17 protein-coding genes and 2 tRNA genes are annotated in these 19,684 nt (G+C 57.9%); 6 read left to right on the top strand and 13 right to left on the bottom strand.

The genetic code is table 11. From position 1 onward, the window contains the following. Window positions 1-256: 256 nt before the first annotated feature. Complete coding sequence (locus ACUTSC_RS12705; RefSeq protein ID WP_197768042.1) at window positions 257-691, top strand: DoxX family membrane protein; 435 nt, start codon at window positions 257-259, stop codon at window positions 689-691. 50 nt (window positions 692-741) lie between these two features. On the opposite strand, the gene ACUTSC_RS12700 is transcribed toward ACUTSC_RS12705, so the two are convergent. The 6 genes from ACUTSC_RS12700 to ACUTSC_RS12675 all read right to left on the bottom strand — a co-directional run bounded on the left by ACUTSC_RS12700 (window position 742) and on the right by ACUTSC_RS12675 (window position 9,347). After that, window positions 742-1,704, bottom strand: coding sequence for a hypothetical protein (locus tag ACUTSC_RS12700; RefSeq protein WP_197652513.1), 963 nt, complete (start codon window positions 1,702-1,704; stop codon window positions 742-744). Window positions 1,705-1,977: 273 nt separating this feature from the next. Beyond that, window positions 1,978-2,610, bottom strand: coding sequence for a helix-turn-helix domain-containing protein (locus tag ACUTSC_RS12695; RefSeq protein WP_197768043.1), 633 nt, complete (start codon window positions 2,608-2,610; stop codon window positions 1,978-1,980). A 162-nt stretch (window positions 2,611-2,772) separates the two neighbouring features. Continuing rightward, the gene (locus tag ACUTSC_RS12690) at window positions 2,773-4,389 is read right to left on the bottom strand and encodes a cyclic peptide export ABC transporter (protein ID WP_087763133.1); all 1,617 of its coding nucleotides are present in this window, start codon (window positions 4,387-4,389) and stop codon (window positions 2,773-2,775) included. Between the two features lie 28 nt (window positions 4,390-4,417). Further along, entirely contained in the window at window positions 4,418-6,403 is a 1,986-nt protein-coding gene (gene fhuB / locus ACUTSC_RS12685; RefSeq protein ID WP_197768044.1) for a Fe(3+)-hydroxamate ABC transporter permease FhuB, read from the bottom strand. Continuing rightward, on the bottom strand, window positions 6,396-7,235 hold the full coding sequence (locus ACUTSC_RS12680; protein WP_401427704.1) for an iron-siderophore ABC transporter substrate-binding protein: 840 nt from the start codon (window positions 7,233-7,235) through the stop codon (window positions 6,396-6,398). Before ACUTSC_RS12680 ends, fhuB begins: the two co-directional genes overlap by 8 nt. Before the next feature lie 21 nt (window positions 7,236-7,256). Continuing rightward, a complete protein-coding gene (locus ACUTSC_RS12675) occupies window positions 7,257-9,347 on the bottom strand; it encodes a TonB-dependent siderophore receptor (RefSeq protein ID WP_259677977.1) in 2,091 nt (696 codons plus the stop codon). A 219-nt stretch (window positions 9,348-9,566) separates the two neighbouring features. Here ACUTSC_RS12675 and ACUTSC_RS12670 point away from each other — a divergent pair, with 219 nt between their 5' ends. Beyond that, entirely contained in the window at window positions 9,567-10,316 is a 750-nt protein-coding gene (locus tag ACUTSC_RS12670) for an AraC family transcriptional regulator (RefSeq protein ID WP_070914586.1), read from the top strand. 159 nt (window positions 10,317-10,475) lie between these two features. Here ACUTSC_RS12670 and ACUTSC_RS12665 read toward each other — a convergent pair. Next, a tRNA-Ser gene (locus tag ACUTSC_RS12665) sits at window positions 10,476-10,565 on the bottom strand. 92 nt (window positions 10,566-10,657) lie between these two features. Here ACUTSC_RS12665 and mtfA point away from each other — a divergent pair. Both mtfA and ACUTSC_RS12655 read left to right on the top strand, forming a co-directional pair. Next, entirely contained in the window at window positions 10,658-11,458 is an 801-nt protein-coding gene (gene mtfA, locus ACUTSC_RS12660) for a DgsA anti-repressor MtfA (protein WP_063990435.1), read from the top strand. Window positions 11,459-11,557: 99 nt separating this feature from the next. Continuing rightward, window positions 11,558-11,633 (top strand) — tRNA-Asn (locus ACUTSC_RS12655). A 73-nt stretch (window positions 11,634-11,706) separates the two neighbouring features. Here the strand turns inward: ACUTSC_RS12655 and ACUTSC_RS12650 are convergent. The 3 genes from ACUTSC_RS12650 to ACUTSC_RS12640 all read right to left on the bottom strand — a co-directional run bounded on the left by ACUTSC_RS12650 (window position 11,707) and on the right by ACUTSC_RS12640 (window position 13,985). Then, window positions 11,707-12,915 (bottom strand): DUF4432 family protein, encoded by a 1,209-nt coding sequence (locus ACUTSC_RS12650; protein WP_197768080.1) that lies wholly within the window; start codon window positions 12,913-12,915, stop codon window positions 11,707-11,709. Between the two features lie 409 nt (window positions 12,916-13,324). After that, window positions 13,325-13,627, bottom strand: a complete 303-nt coding sequence (locus ACUTSC_RS12645) for an XRE family transcriptional regulator (RefSeq protein WP_197773894.1) — start codon at window positions 13,625-13,627, stop codon at window positions 13,325-13,327. A gap of 4 nt (window positions 13,628-13,631) precedes the next feature. Beyond that, entirely contained in the window at window positions 13,632-13,985 is a 354-nt protein-coding gene (locus tag ACUTSC_RS12640; RefSeq protein ID WP_100396990.1) for a type II toxin-antitoxin system RelE/ParE family toxin, read from the bottom strand. Window positions 13,986-14,423: 438 nt separating this feature from the next. Here ACUTSC_RS12640 and ACUTSC_RS12635 point away from each other — a divergent pair, with 438 nt between their 5' ends. Both ACUTSC_RS12635 and ACUTSC_RS12630 read left to right on the top strand, forming a co-directional pair. Then, complete coding sequence (locus ACUTSC_RS12635) at window positions 14,424-15,719, top strand: tricarballylate/proton symporter TcuC (RefSeq protein ID WP_197768082.1); 1,296 nt, start codon at window positions 14,424-14,426, stop codon at window positions 15,717-15,719. Between the two features lie 27 nt (window positions 15,720-15,746). Next, the gene (locus tag ACUTSC_RS12630; protein ID WP_197768083.1) at window positions 15,747-16,553 is read left to right on the top strand and encodes a substrate-binding domain-containing protein; all 807 of its coding nucleotides are present in this window, start codon (window positions 15,747-15,749) and stop codon (window positions 16,551-16,553) included. Here the strand turns inward: ACUTSC_RS12630 and ACUTSC_RS12625 are convergent. The 3 genes from ACUTSC_RS12625 to ACUTSC_RS12615 form a co-directional block, all read right to left on the bottom strand. Beyond that, window positions 16,528-17,427: a LysR substrate-binding domain-containing protein gene (locus ACUTSC_RS12625; protein ID WP_197768084.1), complete on the bottom strand. Its 900-nt coding sequence runs from the start codon at window positions 17,425-17,427 to the stop codon at window positions 16,528-16,530. The two genes, ACUTSC_RS12630 and ACUTSC_RS12625, sit on opposite strands and share 26 nt — an antisense overlap. A 91-nt stretch (window positions 17,428-17,518) precedes the next feature. Then, entirely contained in the window at window positions 17,519-17,884 is a 366-nt protein-coding gene (locus tag ACUTSC_RS12620) for a diacylglycerol kinase (protein WP_197768085.1), read from the bottom strand. A 219-nt stretch (window positions 17,885-18,103) separates the two neighbouring features. After that, window positions 18,104-19,228 (bottom strand): N-acetyltransferase, encoded by a 1,125-nt coding sequence (locus ACUTSC_RS12615; RefSeq protein WP_197768086.1) that lies wholly within the window; start codon window positions 19,226-19,228, stop codon window positions 18,104-18,106. Window positions 19,229-19,684: the final 456 nt, after the last annotated feature.

Raw genomic sequence — 19,684 nt, 5'->3', positions numbered from 1 at the left:
GTGAAAACGGCCCAGAGACTTTTTTTACCCTACGTTCAGCCGGTGTGAGAATGTTATTGCGGGTGAAAAAGCGGAACGTAACCTCCCCAGCCTCCTTGAACGTGCGCACCCTGAGAGAGCCGCCGCCTTTCAACTATCCCTCCACCTCACGCGAAAAGTCGGCGCGAAGCCCACCGTTTTACTGATCCAGGACATCTTTCGCATTCACCTGACTGGTACATTGATTGAAAATCATTCCTATTCAGGAGAAAAGGCCATGGTTAAATCACTGAATGCGGCATTCACTCGTCTTTTTGATCGCCCGGACGCCGGCAAGTTGGCGCTCAGATTGACCTTCGGCGGGCTGATGCTGTTTCACGGCGTAGCGAAAATTCAGCATGGCGTCGGCTGGATCGCCGGCGCGCTGCAGGAACAGGGGCTGCCCGCCTTCATCGCCTATGGCGTGTTCGTGGGCGAGATCCTGGCGCCGATACTGATCATTTTGGGGCTGTTCACCCGCCCGGCCGCGCTGGTTTACGCCTTTACGCTGGTGGTGGCGTTTTTGATGGTGGGCACTGGCAAGGTATTCACCGTTACCGACGTCGGCGCCTGGGGCATTGAAAACGAACTGGTGTTCTTTATGGGCGGGCTTGCCATCCTGCTGCTGGGCAGCGGCAAATACGCGATCGCGCGCAATGAAGCCTATCGATAAGCGGTACCATGATTAAGGAGGTTCCTGATGTGAACCTCCTTTTTGCACGCTTAAGGTTTGGTGAGCAGCGTGTTCGCCATGAAAGACAATAAGGCGGTCGATTCGGGGAAGGCCGCGCGGTTCTCGGTGACCGCACGATCAAACCGCCAGTTCATGATGTAAACCACGGGCGCAGTCGGATACCGATTAATGAAATCCCAATACAGTTGAATTTGCGCATGAAGTTGCTGGTCGTTCATTCCTAACGACGCCGTAGAAGGCGGTACCAACACCCACTTTTGCCCGGCTGCGCTTATCGGCGCCAGGCGATTGTAGGTACTCCACATATCCGCCACCGACCAGTTGTAGTTATCCACCCCAACCCAATCGGGCGTGCTTTTGACGTTGGCCGGGCACGCGGTCGCGGGTGCGCCCTGCTGTATTTCACGGATCCATTCAGCGTTGTTGGCATGCCGGTAGGACAAGATGGTATAGACGGGGATCGCAACCCCATACTGCTGCATAGCCTGCCGCAGGGTGCAAACATAGCTGGAGTATTGGTAAGCGTCATATTTCCCCGCGGTCTGTAAGGCAGGAACGTCGAACGGCTCATCGATAAAATAAATGGCGCCGGGCTTATATTTAGCTTCGGCGATCTTCTTAACCACCGTCCAGATGGTGTTCCAGGAACCTGCGGCCTGGCAACTGCTGTTCGAGACCGCCCCAGGGCAGATATCGATAAACGGCGATCCCGATACCGCCCCCGAGCCAGCCTGAATGTTCACGGCGCAGGTGCCACCGGCGCAAACGGGCAGATTAAGGCTTGCCATCGTGTGCACCACATTCAGATTGGTCATACTGAAGCCGGTGTCGGTAATCGCCTTAAGCGCTTCTGTGGCGCTGAAAGACGGCGTGGCGGTTTCATAAAAGTCCAGCCAGTCATAGCCGTAATACTTGATATTGGCATTGGGGCCCGCCGCCAGCGCGTTAGCGCCGAACAGGCACCAGCACAGCAGTGCAAAACGTTTCAACATACTCTTCTCCTTCAAACCCTCGTCGATGTTAGCCAAAGGTGGGCGGCAAACGACGCCGCCGACCGGAAACACCATCGTGGCACCGGCTATCGGCGGTGGCCCGTCGTTTGCGTTGTGCAGCGGCAGAACGAACACGGTTCAGGTTTGAGGAATACGTCGCGTCGGTTTGCTTGCCGAGCGGCGAGGAGATGCGGGTAAAAAAAGAACCTGGAAGAGCCAGGCAAAGCCCGGCGGGAATCAAGCTTTATAGTCTGAACCGCCGGCTATCGGCCATTAACTCTCGGCCAGGCGGTACACCGGGACCTTACGCGTGGTGCCGGTCAGGGTGTCGAAGATCTCCGTTTCCGCCGTCACGATCGCCATGCCGGTTTTTCTTAGCCTGCGCACCTCGGCGGCAATACGCTGGATGCCGAACCAGAACAATCCGTCCAGCGCCGTTACCGGCAGCCCTTGCTCGAGCGCCAACCTGAGCCGCTCACGCGGCGCCTTGAGCGCCTTGGCGATTTCCCGGTATGGCAGCGCGTCCACGCCCGATGCCGCCCGGCGGTGAATGCGGGTCGACAGGCTGTACTGAAAGGCCTCCGGCACGCCGTTCAAATCGCTTTTCAGGCTGTAGACGCAGCCGAAACGCTTGCCGTTGAACACCACATTCTTCTGGCTGAGCGGCAGCTCCTCCCGTATTCCGGCGATCAGCTGCGGCGCCCGCACCAGCAATAACCGGAAAGGCAGTTCGAAACTGGTCACATAATCCACGTTGAGCAGCGCAATGCGCAGACGCTCCTCCGCTCCGGCCTGCGTCTCGCGGCACTCGTTCAGCACCTCGCTCCACTGGTGCGCGAGTCTGGGGGCCTCATCCAGCGGCGCGAAATGGTATTTCTCGATGTGATAGTCGATTTTCTCGTTCATGCCCGTTAGCCCCCGCGTCAGTCATCATTGCCATCAGCAAATTACCTTACCCGCGGGCAACAGTACACTATCACCGCGTTCACTGTGCAGAGGACAGCCGGGGCGAATCATCAAGCATGAGGGAAAAAAGCCCAATATCGTGCTGGGTGAAAGCAATGTGCATCATGACGGCACGCCATGCGTCGATGGGACCACCAGCCCCGATTCCAGCTTGATGATGCGATCCGCCAGGTAGAAATAGCGATCGTCGTGAGTAATCGCGATGACCGTTTTGCCTTCGGCCTTCAGCATCGGCAAGAGTTCAAGATAAAACACCGCCTTAAACTCCGGATCCTGATCGGCGGCCCACTCATCAAACAGATAAACCGGGCGCTCTTCCAACCACGCCTGCAGTAAAGCCAGCCGTTTTCTCTGCCCTTGAGAGAGCGCGATTGTTGAAAAACGGCCGTGGGCAAAACTGACTTTATGGCTTAACTTCAGCAGGCGCAGCAGATGTTCGACCTGCTTTGGCGTACGCTCAGTGACGAACGCCACATCGTCAAAAAGAAAGAAGTCGTTGAACACCACCGAAAAATGCCGACGGTATATTTCCAGAAGATCGTCGCTGACCGGCTCGCCATTAAGCAAAATCGCGCCGTTATCGGGAGGATAAATTCCCACCAGCAGATTCGCCAACGTCGTCTTGCCGCTGCCATTGCCACCGACGATAAAAATGAGCTCACCGGGCGCAATGTGCATATTCAGCGGGCCAAGGGTGAAATGCTCCCCTTCTTCGTTCTGATATTGGTAACGGACATTATCCAACGCCAACGAAGCAAAAGGAGGGGCCGTAAAATGGCGCTGTGGAACTTCGGGCCTGAGTTGCGCGCGCAGCGACTGTACCCGCTGCATGGCCACCCGCGCACCGGCCAGGGTGGGCAGCGCGGATAACAGCCCTTCGACCGGCACAATCATATACAGAAACACCATGATATAGCCGGTAAGCGCCCGCTCGTCCAAAGCCAGCCCGTCGCGCAAGCTGAACAACACCAGGCCGATGAAAGCGAAAAACAGCGCGCTTCCCCAACTGCTCGCCAAACCGTACAACACATAACCGCGGGTTCTCTCCCGGCGAACCGCGTCAATATTTTGCGCCAGTTCACCGCTGACGAATTGACGGCGGCGCACCGCGTTAAGCCGAAACTCCCTCGCACCGTCAAACAATTTTTTGCATTGCTGAATCAGCGTATCTTCCCGCTGACGCGATCGGCGCAACAAACGCATCGCGGGGCCGTGCGCGGCGCGGTAGCCCAGGCTGCCGCAGACAATCACCGCCAATGCCAGCGCCAATACGCTCAATGACAGGCTGCCAAGGTAAATCAGGCAGCCAACGATAACGGCGCCAAAAATCAGCAGATTGGGCAGGTTGACGAAAAACACCACCAGCGTATCGAGATCCTGTGTCAGCACGGACAGCGTTCTTGCCATCCCCGCTTTCTCCAACAGCAGCCAGCGCGTTTCGCTGACGTCTTGCACCAGTTCGCTGCGCAAGCGCGCCTTCACCTTTTGTCCCAGCGCCATAAACGTGGTTTGAGAAACCACGCGCGCCGCCAGCATCAACAGCGTCAGTAACGCAAAATCGCCTCCCGGACTCAGCCATGAAGCCTCATTGGATTGCGTCAGACCGTGATTGATCATCGCCAGCAAAGAGGCATTGCACAGCCCGCTGACGACACCGGCGACCACGGCGAGCAGTAGCCAACCGCGCACCATACGAAACAACATCATTAATACCGACATGCAAATTCCTTGCTCATACTCACACTTTTTATGGTTTTGACCGGGATGTCTTATTACGAATTAACGGCCATACCAGCAGGGGGACGCCGATCAGCGACGCCACCAACCCGACCGGCAGCTGGCGCGGGTAGAGCGCATTGCGCCCCAGCCAGTCGGCAACGGTCATGATGGCGGATGACAACAGCACGGCGGTATAGAGCTGCATCAGCGGCCCTTTCGCGCCCATCTTGCGCGCCAGATGCGGCCCCAGCAGGCCGATGAAAGACACCGGGCCGACCAGCAACGTCGCAAGCCCGGTCATGACTGCCGCCATCGCCAACACGCTGAAACGTGCGCGCGGCAGTGGCACCCCGAGCGCGCCGGCGACGTTACCCATCGGCAACAGCACCAACCAGCGGCGGAACAGCGGCATCAGCGCCAGGAGAAGCAGCGTGATGACAAACACACCTTGGGCCAACGACGCGCCGACGTAATAGGTACTGCCCGTCATCAGCGGCAACAACACCGCACTTGCGGCAAGATTGTTGAGCATAACGATGCTGACCGCGGCCTGGCATAGTGCATTCAGCGCCAAACCATTGAGCAATACCCGCTGCGGATTAAAGTCGCTTCGACGGCTGTTCCACAACGTCAGCAACAGGCTTATCAGCGCGCCCCCCAGGCTACTCGCCAACAGCCAGCCACTGCCGCCAGCGGGAAGCAAAAACACGAAGGCCGTAACCCCCATGGCCGCGCCACCGCCGATACCCAGCACTTCCGGGCTGGCGAGCGGGTTCCCGCTCACCCGCTGCATCAACACGCCGGCCCCCGCCAGCAGCGCACCGGCGCTCACCGCCGCCAGCAGTCGTGGCAATCGCAATGGCAGCAGGTTCGCCAGCTCCCCTCTTTCCGCCCAGTGCCAATGCTGCAATCCATGGCCGAAACATAAAGAGACCACGATCCCCGCAGCCAGAATGCCCGCCGACAACCAGATGAACCGTCGTTGATGCGAGGTCTGCGACACCGGCAACGGCGGCGCAAGATCGATGCTTTGCTGCCGTGCAAAACGCGCCAACAGCATCAGCAACGGGCCGCCGGTAAGGGCGGTCAGCATGCCGACGGGCAGCAGCTGACCGCTCTCCAACGACACGCGAGAGACGCAAAGATCGGTCAGCCACAGCAGGCCCGCTCCGATGAGCGCCGTATGCAGCACCATTTGCCGGGATGTTCGCGCGCCGCCAAAGCGCGCCAGATGGGGCGCTGCGAGCCCCAAAAAACCGATGACGCCGACGGCGTTAATGATGAGGGCGCTCATGGTCAGCGCCAGCAGCACCGCGGCGGCGCGGATGCGCACCGGCGATGCACCAAGGCTGCTGACCACGGTTTCCGGCAGTTGCAGCAGTTCAAGCGGGCGCAGCAAGAACAACAGGCCCATTACGCAGACCGCGAGCCACGGCAACATCCGCAGCAGAATTTGCCCGTTTTCCACCGCCAGCGAACCGCCTCCCCACATCAGCACCTGAAGTAAAAAGCGATCGTTGATAATGGCGATCAGCAAAGTCAGTGCCCCACACCACAAATTGATCATGATGCCCGCCTGCACCATCGCCAGCGGCGACATGCGCTGACGCCAGCTGAGCGCCAGCACGCACGCGAGCGCCGCAATCTCACCGGCAATCACCACGGCGGTGCGCGCGCCGACCAGCAGCGACGGCAGCCACAACGATGCCAGCCCCATCGCCAACGTCGCTCCGGCGGTCATGCCGAGCGTCATCGGCTCCGCCAAGGGATTGCGCAGCGCACGCTGCATTAACCAGCCGCACAGCCCCAGCGTAGCGCCCCCCACCATCGCCATACCCTGACGCGGCAACCACATGCTATGCAGGATAATGGCCGCCGGATCGAGATTATGCTCGGAGAACAACGCGACAATGCCGCCCTGCCGATGAATATCGGTCAGCGCCAACGGCAACGACGTCAGCCACAACGCGGCGATGACCCCCCAGGAAAGACGGCGGGAAAAAGATTCATGCATCACGCCACCTCATCATCATCCCGGTAAAAATATCGGCAAAGCGCCCAGCGGTTATCAGGGCGCCGGCATCGCTGATGTTTTCTTCTATCAGGTTCAGGTTGTGCGCTGCGGTCAGCGGCAGACGTTGCCACAGCGAGCTTTGGCGCCATTGAGACACCGACTCCCGCTGATCGTCAGGCGTCAACAGCATCAGCCGCGCATTCAGATCGGCAATGCGGGTCAGCTCCACCAGCACGCTGCCTTCCGCTCCCGCGCCGCCATGCCATCCGTTGCGCAGCCCGCAGGCGGCCAATACGTCGCCGGGAAGACTGCCTGCGGTGTAGACCCGCAGGTGCAGCGCATCTACCGGGGCGGCGAGCAGCGCCGGACGTTCAACCTGCCGCGCCAGCAGCGAGGCGCGGCTCAGCTTGCCGTTCAGGCTGGCCAATATCTGCGCGGCCTGAGGCTGTCGCTGAAGCCGTTCGCCCAATTGCCGGGCGGCGCTGATGAGTTCCGCCAGCCCATGAGTCGGCAGCGCGATCGTCGGCGCGATGCGTTCAAGCGCCGGCTTCAGCAACGCATGCTGCGGCGTGATGACAATCGCGTCCGGCCGCAGTGCGTACAGCGTTTCCAGATTGGGCTGGAACAGCAGGCCAAGATCCAACGCCGACGCAGGCAGCGCAGGCGTCGGGATCAGCTTGCGATACCAATCCGGCGCCGAGACGCCCGCCGGAGTCACCCCCAGCGCCAACAGAATTTCCGTCAGTCCCCAATCCAACACGGCCAGCTTTTGCGGCGGCCGGCCGGCGTCGGCCCGCGCGTAAAGCGGGGCCAACAGGAGAGCGGTCAACAACCTGCGTCGCGACAGCATCGGTCACCACTTATAGCTGAGGGTCGCGATGTACTGGCGTTTCAGCGCATACTCGCAGCCATTGTTGGAGCAGGAAGCCAGGTAGGTTTTGTTGCCGAGATTGGCGGCATTCAGCGCCAGCTGCCATTGGCGCCACTGATAGCCGACGCGTGCATCGTAGACCGTGGCCGCCGGCACCTTCAGGCCGTTGTCCGTGGTGGCGTAGCTGGTGCCGACATAGCGCACGCCGCCGCCCAGCGTCACACCGTCAAGCGCGCCGTCAAAGGCATACTGGCTCCAGAGCTTGGCGGTATTGCGCGCAATGCCCACCGGACGCTTGCCCTGCGTATCGTCGTTGGCACTCAGCACTTTCGGATCGGTCAGGTTGTACGATGCCAGCACCGACCACGCCGGCGTGATATTGATGCGGCCATCAAGCTCAACTCCGCGCGAGCGCACTTCGCCGGTCTGCACGCTGAAGTTCGGGTGATCGGGATCGGCGGTCGCCACGTTGGTTTCCCGCAGGTCGTACAACGCCAGGGTAAACAAGGCATCCAGCCCGACCGGATCGTATTTCAACCCCACTTCCGTCTGCTTGCCTTCGGTCGGTTTAAAGGCGTGGCCGTAAAAGTCATTGCTGCTGCTCGGCACAAACGAAGTGGAATAGCTGATGTAAGGCGCCAATCCGTTATCGAAGTGGTACAGCAGTCCGGCGCGCCCGGTCGTTGCATAGTCATTGCGCTCGGTACGAGCGTCGTTCAGCAGATCGATACTTTTGGTTTTCGCCGCGTCGTAACGGCCGGCCAGGTTCAGGATCCAGCTCCCCAGTTCGAGTTGGTCCTGGAGATAGAGCCCGGTTTGATCGAGCGTATTGTGCGTACTGCTATCGAGCGGCGGTATGGCCACCGGCACGCTATAGTCCGGGTTGAGGAAGTTAATCGGGCTGGCGTCGCCGTAGCCCGACTGGCTGCGCACCGAGGTATGCATCCGGTCGATCCCGGTCAGCAGCGTATGTTTCACCCGACCGGTATCAAAGTGGAATTCAGCCTGGTTATCCACCGCGAAGTTGGTCATGCTCTCCTTCAGGTTCATCGAATAGCGATCGATGAGCGGCGCATCCGCATGCACACCCCATGGATAGACCATCAGATAGTCGCCGGTGCTGCTGAGGTAACGCAGATTCTGGCGGAAAGTCACCGTATCGTTGAAATCGTGCCGGAACTGGTAACCGATGCTGCCCTGCTGGCGTTCGTACTTGTCGAAGCCCGGTTGGCCGCCGTAAAAACGGGTCGAGATGTGGCCGTACGGGTTGGGCGTCAAGGTGCCGGAAAGCGGCATCTGGTTGTAGAATCCGCTGTCCGGATCTTTGCGCAGCTGCGAAATAATCGTCAGGCTGGTGTGCGCATCCGGCTGCCACGTCAGCGACGGCGCGATGTCATAATGCTGATAGCGGGTATGATCGACCTGGGTTTCGGTATCAAAAAAGGTCCCCGCCACACGCCCCAACAGCGTGCCGTTATCGTTCAGCGGCCCGGTAGCGTCTACGCCGGCGCCAAACTGGTTTTCGTTGCCCGCGCTGACATACACCTCACCGGACGGGGTCGCCTGCGGCGTTTTGCTGACCAGGTTGACGATCCCGCCGGGATTCGCCTGGCCATACAGTACCGAGGAAGGGCCTTTGACCACTTCGATGCGCGACAGCAGGAACGGATCCCACGCCGGACGGCTCCACCACGCTTCGCGCGGCAGCCGCAGGCCATCAAGGTATTCGTCGGCTTCAAAACCGCGCACGATGATGGTGTCGAAACGGGTATCCGGTCCGGCGCTCTCCGAGTTGACGCCGGAAACATAGCGCAGCGCCTGCGGGACGTTTTTCGCCGCTTGCGCGTCAATCTCTGCTTGCGTCACCACAGAGATGCTCTGTGAAGTGCGGCTAATCGGCTGGTTTGACTTCGTCGCGGAGGCGGCGCCGTGCGCCACCAGCGTGCTCTCGTCATCCTGATCCTGAGACGCCGCCGCGCTCACCACCAGCGTCTCTTCTTTTGTGGTATTCTGCCCGCCATCCGCGGTAAAGGCTTGCCCGCTATAGCCTGCGATTATCGTATATACCAGCACTTTCAACGGTTTTTCCCTGAAAAATTTGCCCATCTGTCTCTTCGCCTTTCCGACTGTTAGTAGAATTTGATGGAAATGATAATTATTCAACTTTAAAAGAGAAGCCCGTTCATGGCAGAATGGCGCTACCGACAGTCAGGATGTCGCCAGACGGACAAACGTTGTCCGTTATCGCAGCAATAGGCACAAATGGTGAGAACCGGACAGAGGCAGGTAAACATGACATCCCATCACGGTATTGAAGGCCTGCGTCAACTGAGCTACAGCCCCGGCAGCCAAGAGCCCGTCCATCAGCATGAGCAGGGGCAGCTGATTTTGCCGCTGCGCGGCGTGGCGAAAATCGCCACCGCGCAGCATATCTGGCTGCTCTCGCCGGGCCGCGCCATTTGGCTCCCCAGCGGCACACCGCACGGTTTGGAAGCCATCAATGACGTCGTGACGCACAACATCTATTTTACGCCGCCCTTTTCTCGTCGCTATGGCGCACGCCCCCAGGGGTTGAGCGCCACTCCCCTGCTACATCCCCTGATTGCCGCCGGGCTTGAAAACGCCATTTCCGCCGAACGGCTTACGCTCATTCAAAATCTGCTGAGCGATGAGTTTCAACGCATGCAGACAGGCCAACTGTGTCACGTGACCCTGCCGAGCGACCGGCGCCTGCGCCAGGTATGCGATGCTTTGTGCCGCGAATTGGGCCATGGCGAAACGCTCGCCTGGTGGGGGAAAAAGGTCGGCGCCAGCGAACGCACCCTGGCGAGGCTGTTTCGCGAAGAGACCGCGCTGAGCTTTTCCGAATGGCGCCAGCAAATTCGCCTGCTGGAGGCGGTATGCAATCTGGCGCGCGGCGTAGCCGTGGGTCAACTGGCCCACGAACTGGGTTACGCCAGCCCTAGCGCGTTCATCGCCATGTTTCGCAAAAAACTGGGCGTATCGCCGCAACGCTATATTCACAGCGCACTGGAAGCGTGAAAGTCGGGCAAGCTTCAGATGACGGAATGCCAATATGGCGCGCGAATACACGCTGAAAATCAACAGCAGGCAGTGGATTGTCGTTCAGTGATTTGGCGCCAGGCCAGCGCTATCTGTGATGGGGATCGTTGAAAGATTTATTCGTAAGTGATTGAATAGTGGCGGAGAGAGGGGGATTTGAACCCCCGGTAGAGTTGCCCCTACTCCAGTTTTCGAGACTGGTCCGTTCAGCCGCTCCGGCATCTCTCCTAACAACGCTTGCTATCATGCCCGCTTTTACGGCATTTTTACAGCATTAGCATACCGCTGAACGTTCAAGTGATGAGTTTACGAGCAACCTGATGATTAAATGGCCGTGGAAAGCGACTCAACCCTCTCAACCCCAGGCAGACACTCAGGCCCAGTGGCAGGACGCGTTGGCGATCCCGCTGCTCTCGCCGCTGAATGAGCAGGAACAGCAGCGGCTGGTGGCCGTTGCCGGGCAGATCTTGCAGCAAAAGCGCATCGTGCCGCTGCAGGGGCTGCAGCTCACCTCGCAAATGCAGGCGCGCATCGCCCTGCTGTTCGCCCTGCCGGTGCTGGAGCTCGGCGCAGAGTGCCTCGACGGCTTCAACGAAATTCTGCTCTACCCCACCCCGTTCGTGGTGGAAGACGAATGGCAGGACGAAATTGGCCTGGTGCACTCGGGGCCGGTGGTGCAGTCCGGCCAAAGCTGGGAACAGGGGCCGATCGTGCTCAACTGGCAAGACGTGCAGGACTCTTTCGATCTTTCTGGTTTCAATCTGGTGATCCACGAAGCAGTGCACAAACTGGATATGCGCAACGGCGGCGTCGCTACCGGCGTGCCGCCGATCCCGCTGCGCGAAGTGGCTGCCTGGGAGCACGATCTGCACGCCGCGATGGAAAGCCTGCAGGATGAAATCGACATGGTCGGTGAAGAGGCCGCCAGCATGGATGCCTACGCCGCCACCGATGCGGCCGAGTGCTTCGCCGTGCTGTCGGAGTATTTCTTCAGCGCCCCTGAACTGCTGGCCGAACGCTTCCCGGCGCTGTACCAGCACTTTTGCCGCTTCTACCGCCAGGATCCGCTGGCGCGCCTGCTGCGCGCCCAGGCGGAAAACGACGCGCAATGGGCTGATTGATGGACACATTGCTCAGATACCGAGCAGTCGCACCACTCAAGGCAATTTAGCGTTGACACACCCGGGGCCGCTGGATATGATGCGCCCCGTTCACACGATTCCTCTGTAGTTCAGTCGGTAGAACGGCGGACTGTTAATCCGTATGTCACTGGTTCGAGTCCAGTCAGAGGAGCCATATTTAGAGAAGCCCGCTTAAGGAAACTTAAGCGGGCTTTTTGCTTTAACGCTGAATGCGTCGACAAGCAGCGCTACTCTTTGGCTATCGGCACAGCATTCTCATCTATTTTTACCTTGCCCTGAATATCCGCAATACTCTTCTCCAGATCCGCCACCTGCGCCTTGTTGTGCAGTAAGGTATAGGTCAGATCAAACTGCGCACTGGCGCCAGGCTGCAACTGCTTAACGCGTTTTTGTTCGCGCTCGATGGTGACCGGGTAGGCATAGCTGGTGCCCGGCTCAATCCCCGTCACATACCCCTGTTTTAACGTATCGGTATTCTTCCACAGCGTCAGGACGGGTAATTGGCGGGTATCGAACTGAATAGCCACCCCTTTGTCGCCCGCGTTATTGACCAGCGCCGCCAGCGTTTGATGATTCGGGTCCGATAATGGCTTAATGTTAAAGACCATTTCATCAAACCCTTTGGTGGGGCCGGCATAGGTTCCCCAGGTCTTCAGCCCGGCTTTAGCATAGTCGTTAAACGGGCTGATGCTGGCCATCGGCGCCAGGAAGCGGGCGCCATTTTCCAGAATCGGCGCACCGAAATTACTGTGATAAATAATCTGGTAGTCATGGGGGTAATCCGCCCGGTTGGTTAACACATCATGCAGGCTGAAACTGTTGCTGCCGGGCACATAGCGCAATTCGGTCAGGGTTTGCAGATCGGCTTTTTTGAATGTGCTCTCTTTGATCAGGCCGCGAATACGAATTTCATACGGCGCCGTATCCGCTACCTCAACCTCAACCCGCGAGGCCGGCGTATTGCCCGCTTTACCGTGCAACGTGTAAATTTGCCCTCCTTCGATCACCGGATGACCGGTCCACTCATAGCCACAACGCACCATCATCTCATTGAAACCTTCCAGCCAACCGAGCCCATTGCGGCTTTCCAGGTTGATAAAGGCGGGGTTGACCACCTCTTTGACCGGGGAATCCCATCCCATTTTCGCGCCAAATCCTTCTGCCCTCAGGAGGTTCATGCCGCGCGTGGGGCTGAGGGTGATGGTCAGGCCATCCTGGCTGCGGATAATCACCACTTTGCTGCCTTCCTGCTTGCCGCCGTGCAGCACTTTCTGCTCAATGCTGAACGTTTTATCCTTAATCTTCAGCGCCTCACTCAAAATCTTCCAGTTTCCTTTCTCCACGCCATCTTCAGCGCTGGTCAGCACCCAACTCTGTGCCACCGCCTGCCCTGAAATCAGAGCCGAAAACACCGCTATAACCCACGTTTTCTTCATTTCCCTTCCCCTTTAGCTGAATCGATTTTTTATTCACGAGAAAAATCTACTGTTAAGCAGGTTAAAGAAATGTGATGTACTTCACCGGGTGAATATTTGAATAAATAGTGCGATAAAAATACGAATATCATCGCAATTTTAATGAAATGCATTGAGTTTTTGCACGTTAAATGAGCGATTCATCAACATAAGTCGTATCGTTTCAGCTTTGAGCAAGGGGATGGTTTATCGCGAAGGTACGACGGGTGACCTGCTTAACGCTATCTGGCCCAAACGGAAGCGCCCATAAAGCCTGCCCGTCTTGAGCCTCTTTGCTTTCACGGCCGCCTGCTTGTGTCAAAGGAGCCCTGGTGCACAAAGCCCGCTCCGGAGATCCTGAGCGGGCTTTGTGCCTTTCTGCCGTTAGCGCTTACAGCACAAACTCGTAGTGAGAGCCGTCCGGCAGTTCGATGTCCAGCCGCAGTTTGCCGCCCGCTGCCTCAACGTAGCGTTTTAGCGAAGACAGTTTCAGATCGCGGCCCGGTTTTTCCATCACGGCCACGGTCGGCTGCCGGATCCCCAGCGCCTGCGCCATTTCAACCTGCGTTTTCTGTACTTTTTCGCGCAGCTCGGCAAGGTGAATGTTCAGCATGATGTCCGCCGCCAGCGCCTTCGCGTTGGCCACGACCTCGGGCTTTTCATCCGCAATAAGCTGTTCCAGCGTTCTGCCCATCGCGTCACTCCTTCTCGTTTAATGTGTTCAGCCAACAGGTGAATTCCCGATCGGCAATCTGAAGCATTCGATCGTAAAAGCGTTTTTCATTGCCGGCTTTATTGCCCGCGCAAAGCACAATGCCAATACGGTACGGATCGAAAGCGAAGAATGCCCGCAACGGTTCGCCACGGCTCTGAATGCGCAACTCTTTCATATTGCTGTAACGTGAGCCTTTCACCGTATCGGCATAGGGTCTGGGCAGCCCGGGTCCCTTTTCCCGTAGGACCATCAATGCGGCAAGCACGCCGGCCCGATCGGCATCGTTGAGTGAGCTAAACCAGTCATCAAACACATCCGTTGTTTTAATTTCCCACACGGGACCTCCCTGCAATATAGATCAACAACTATATAGATGTAAAGCTATAGCAGAGAGGCGCTGGGATAGCATGCAGAGGCATGCGTGGATACTACAAGGCTGAACGTACATCCACGTATTTTGCAAACGCAGTGCGAGGCATTCACCTTTTTACGAGCGGTATCGAACAATCGTTCAGAGGCACGGGGCGCTTCCCCGCCGCCCCTTTATGAACCCTGTCACAAAATGCGCATGCCGTTTTCGGCGTTCTACGCCGCGGGCGGTGAGCAATAAATTTGTTAACGCCACGTTACATCTGGTTAGGCAGTATTGTTAACGCCGATTGATGCGCCAAACGCATCGCGCCATGCGTTTATTGCGCTTATTTAGTTTATTTTCCTGAGCGAATCTTCAGCAACAGGCGTGGCGTCAGGCGCCAATAGCAAACTGGAGATAAAGATGCATTCCTCTACCTCACCCATGACCACCCGGACCCGAGCCGGCGCGATCCTGCGCGTCACCTCCGGCAACTTTCTGGAACAGTTCGACTTCTTTCTGTTCGGCTTTTACGCCACCTACATCGCACACACCTTTTTCCCGGCCAGCAGCGAATTTGCCTCGCTGATGATGACCTTCGCGGTATTCGGCGCAGGTTTTCTGATGCGCCCCATTGGCGCCATCGTGCTGGGCGCCTACATCGATAAAGTCGGCCGCCGCAAAGGGCTGATCGTCACCCTGTCGATCATGGCTACGGGCACCTTCCTGATCGTGCTTATCCCTTCTTACCAAAGCATCGGGCTTTGGGCACCGCTGCTGGTGCTGTGCGGGCGCCTGCTGCAAGGCTTCTCGGCGGGCGCGGAGCTGGGCGGCGTGTCCGTCTATCTGGCCGAAATCGCCACGCCGGGCCGTAAGGGCTTCTACACCAGCTGGCAGTCCGGCAGCCAGCAGGTGGCGATCATGGTGGCGGCGGCAATGGGCTTCGCGCTCAACGCGGCGCTGGAGGAAAGCGCTATTCGCGAGTGGGGATGGCGCCTGCCTTTCCTGTTCGGCTGCCTGATCGTTCCCTTCATCTTCCTCCTGCGCCGCAAGCTGGAAGAAACACAGGAATTTACCGCCCGCCGCCACCACCTGGCGATGCGCGACGTGTTTAAAACCCTGCTGAAAAACTGGCCGGTGGTGATCGCCGGCATGCTGATGGTCGCCATGACCACCACCGCGTTTTACCTGATCACCGTGTATGCGCCAACCTTCGGCAAAAAGGTGCTGCTGCTCAGCGCCTCCGACAGCTTGCTGGTCACTTTACTGGTCGCGATTTCCAACTTCATCTGGCTGCCCATCGGCGGTGCGCTGTCGGATCGCTTCGGCCGCAAACCGGTGCTGGTCGCCATGACGCTGCTGACGCTGGCCACCGCCTACCCGGCGCTCAGCCTGCTCGCCGCCGCCCCCAGCTTCAGCATGATGCTGGCCGTGCTGCTGTGGCTGTCCTTCATTTATGGCCTCTACAACGGCGCGATGATCCCGGCCTTAACCGAGATCATGCCAACGGAAGTGCGGGTGGCCGGGTTCTCGCTGGCCTACAGCCTGGCGACGGCGGTATTCGGCGGCTTTACGCCGGTGATCTCCACCGCGTTGATCGAATACACCGGCGATAAGGCTTCACCGGGCTACTGGATGAGCTTCGCCGCGCTGTGCGCCTTGCTGGCGACGCTGTATCTGTATCGCCGCATCGCCATGCCGCTGCAAACCGCACGCTAACGCGCCATCGCCATAAGGAATCATGTCATGCAGAAACTCACTCGTTCGATCATCACCCTGCTCGTGTGCGCCTCCTTCAGTACGGCGGCGCTGGCCAAAGACCTGACCGTGATGATCTCCGGCGGCTTCAAAGCCGCGCTGGAGAAACTGGCCCCGGAATATGAAGCTCAAAGCGGCGACAAAATCATTCTGGTGTCCGGCCCTTCCATGGGGAAAACGCCGCAGGCGATCCCTGCGCGGCTGGCGCGCGGAGAGAAAGCCGATGTGGTGATCATGGTGGGCGACGCGTTGACCCAACTGGACAAAAGCGGCTGGCTCCAGCCGGGTTCGCGCGTGGAGCTGGCCGATTCGCCGATTGGCATAGTGGTGAAACAGGGCGCGCCCAAACCGGCGATAAAAACGGATGCCGACCTGCGCAATGCCTTGCTGCAAGCCGACTCTTTCGCCTATTCCGACAGCGCCAGCGGCCGCTACGTCAGCGGCCAACTGTTCAAAAAGCTGGGCATCGAGCAACAGGTGAAAGGAAAAGCGCACGTGGTTGAGCGCATTCCGGTGGCTTCTGAAGTGGCGCAAGGGAAATACGCGCTGGGCTTCCAGCAGGTCAGCGAATTGCTGCCCGTGGCGGGCGTCACCTTTATCGGCGAACTGCCGGAAAACGTGCAGTACATCACCCGCTTCGCCGGCGCGGTAACTGCCAAGGCGGAGCACCGTCGCGAAGGCAAAGCGCTGCTGGACTTCCTCGTCTCCTCTCAGGCACAGCCGACCATTCGCGCGACCGGCATGCGAACCGTGCCGGCGCAGCAGCCGGTCAGGCTGAGTGATACTGTTCAGTAATCAGCTTTTCCAGCTCGGCGGCGACGAAAGACTGCATGCGGCCGCCGCGTCTGATGAGGCCCACGCTGCGTTTCACCACCGGATCGACCAGTGGCACCGACGTCAACACCGAATGTTCTGAAGCGGGCATCGACATGGCGGGCACGGCGGCAATGCCGATGCCCGCCTCAACCATGCCCAGCATGGTCGTCACATGGCGAGTTTCGCACACGCTGGGGCGCTCCGGCATGAGGTGTTCCAGGCGCTGATCGAGCAGATTGCGATTGCCGGAGGTTTTATCCAGCGACACGTAGTCCTGCTGATAAAACTCCCGCCAGGTGAGGCTCTTTTTAGCGGCGAGCGGATGGTCGCGCCGGCAGGCGGCCACGTAAACGTCCCCCACCAACGGCATAAATTCAAGATTAGGCTGCAGGCGCCCGGCAAAGCAGATGCCGAAATCGGCCTGGCCGCCGGTGACCGCCTCGATGACATTGCCTGCGCTGCCGTCGATCAGCTTAACGCGCACGCGCGGATAGCGAAGCCGGAAGCGGCGTATCACGTCGGGCATGAAATAGTAGGCCGCCGACGGCACCGTGGCGACGGTGACCAGCCCGGTACGCTCCTGGCTGACCTTATCGATATCGGCCAACACCGCTTCGACATTCATCAGCAGCTGATCCGAACGCTCGGCAAAAGCCTGCCCGTACAGCGTCAAAGTCACGCGCCGGGTGGTGCGATCGAACAGTTTGCTGCCCAGCGCGTTTTCCAGCTTCTCAATCCTGCGGCTCAGCGCCGACTGCGACAGGCAGATGGACTCTGCGGCCAGCCGAAAATTGCCGTACTCCACCAGCGCGCGGAAGGCATAAAGATCGTTGAGATCAAAATTCACGGGCATAGCGGCCTACTCTCCTTGCCGAACGCAAAACAACGATGATAACCGCTTATATCGCCACGGCAACCGCCTGGTGGTTGAACCACCCAACCCCCTATCGGCCCAGCAGCACCGTTGCCCAAACAACGATAGTCAGCACCACCGCCACCAGCTGCGCTGCGCCACCCAAATCTTTGGCGCGTTTGGATAACGGATGTAATTCCAGCGAAATACGATCGACCACGGTTTCAATCGCCGTATTAAGCAACTCAACCACCAATAGCAGGAAACTGCAGATGATTAATAACAGCCGCTCCATTTTTGTAATATCTAAACCAAATGTAACAACCAGTAAAATGGCGTTAATAACCAATAATTGGCGGAACGCATCTTCGGTAAGCACGGCGTCAATAAACCCGGCCCATGAATTCCTTATGCTGTAGGTTAATCGGTTTATTCCTTTTTTCTTTTCCACAGGCATACCATCTGCTCTCATCAACACTGCGACAATCACTCGCGAATAAATAACGCGGCGTGAATTTATCTCGAGTTTATTAATTAAAGACCTTAACCGTTCTCTTCCAGGAGGCAATGCATTCCCTCACGCGCCGTCACCCTGCCCCTGAAACGGCACCGCCCGAAAATGCCCTGGCGCGGTTATTATTCTGAGAACGTGAAAAGGCGATGCGTTATCAGCCGGTTAAAGCGTTTTCTCGTACAAACGGTAGCGCTTATAGGGCACTGCGCCGATGCGTTCTAAAATCGTCCGCATGCCGGTATTGGTTTCCAGGATCCAAGACATTTCCAATGCGTCGATATTGCGCTTGGCGAAAGGCTCGCGCAGCGCCTCAATCAGCAACAGCGCAATAATCGGCCCGATGCGGCTGAATTGATATTCCTGGCGCACGCCCATCAACGGCACGCGCGCGGTGCGCACGCCGCTGACTTTCAGCCGCCACAAGAGTTTCGCCCAGCCGAACGGCAATAACCGCCCCTGCAGATCGGCAATCGCTTCGTTAATGTTCGGCAAGCCGACGATAAAGGCGCAGGGAGCGCCATCCACCTCGGCGATATGGATCATATCGTCGGGCACCAGGAACTTCAGCTGATCCCCCATGGTGGCGAACTCGTGCTCGGTGAACGGGACAAACCCCCAGTTATGTTGCCACCCGGAGTTGAACACCTCGCGCAGCACCTGCATCTCCTCGCGAAAGCGCTTGCGGTTGAGGCGGCGAACGGTCACCTTTTTGCGCACCTGGTCCATCATCCGGGTTAACGACGGCGAAAAGTGCAGGTCGGTTCTTTTCATCCAATAGGCAAGCAAATCAATACCTTCCGTGTAACCTTGCTGCGCAATCTGGGTCGCATAGTAAGGCTTGGCGTGCGTCATCAGCGCCGAGGGCGGGGTGTCGAACCCCTCGACCAGCAGGCCGCTTTCCTGATTGATATTGAGGCTGAACGGCCCGGTGATTTTGCGCGCGCCTTTCGACCTCAACCACTCCTCCGCAACCGTGAACAACGCGCTGAAAACGGCGGGATCGTCAACGGCGTCAATCATGCCGAAGTGGCCGGTATCCTCGCCATGCAGCTCCCGGTGCAGAGAATCGATTTGCGCCGTGATGCGCCCAACGACTTTGCCCTGTTTTTTGGCCACCCATGCCTGCCATTCAATGTGGTCGGTGCCGGGATTCTTCTTTGACAGGTGCTCTTCGCGCTCTATATGCAGCGGCTCAATCCAGTTCGGATCATCGCGAAACAGTTGCGAGGGGAAAGCAATAAATTCTTTAAGTTCGCGTTTACTCAGAACTTTCTCAATACGGATCATAAATAGCCTTACGTTTTAATAAAATAATTAAATAAGCGCGCGACAACGCCTTTAGCATTTTTTATGCTGTTCTCATTTATTGGATTGTGTATTGCCTCCGGTTCAATGATAAGAAAAACCGAATATTACCCCCTGTGAATCAGCGCATTATTGCGCCCGACATTCACCCTGTGATGTCCGTAATTGATAAAAAAAGGAAACAGAAAGCGGCGCAGCCAGGCTACGCTAATGGTGCTCTTTTATTATTTCGTGCTGTTATGGCAAAAGAAACTCGCCGTTTTTAGTGTACCGACTTTAATCAGGAGGTGTGCCGCCATCTTTACCACTTAATGCTCTTTTTAAGATTAGCCTTAAATGAATCGTTCACTTTTGGATTTCTTGCGGCATACTGTTTAGGAAGTGTTTAAGTTCCAAGATAGCCATGCATGAGGTCATAACCTATGAGCCGACAGTTAT

This window comes from Serratia sp. TSA_105.2, assembly GCF_052692115.1.
The sequence above is the reverse complement of the archived record's forward strand: the minus strand, read 5'-3'. Positions and strand labels throughout refer to the sequence as shown.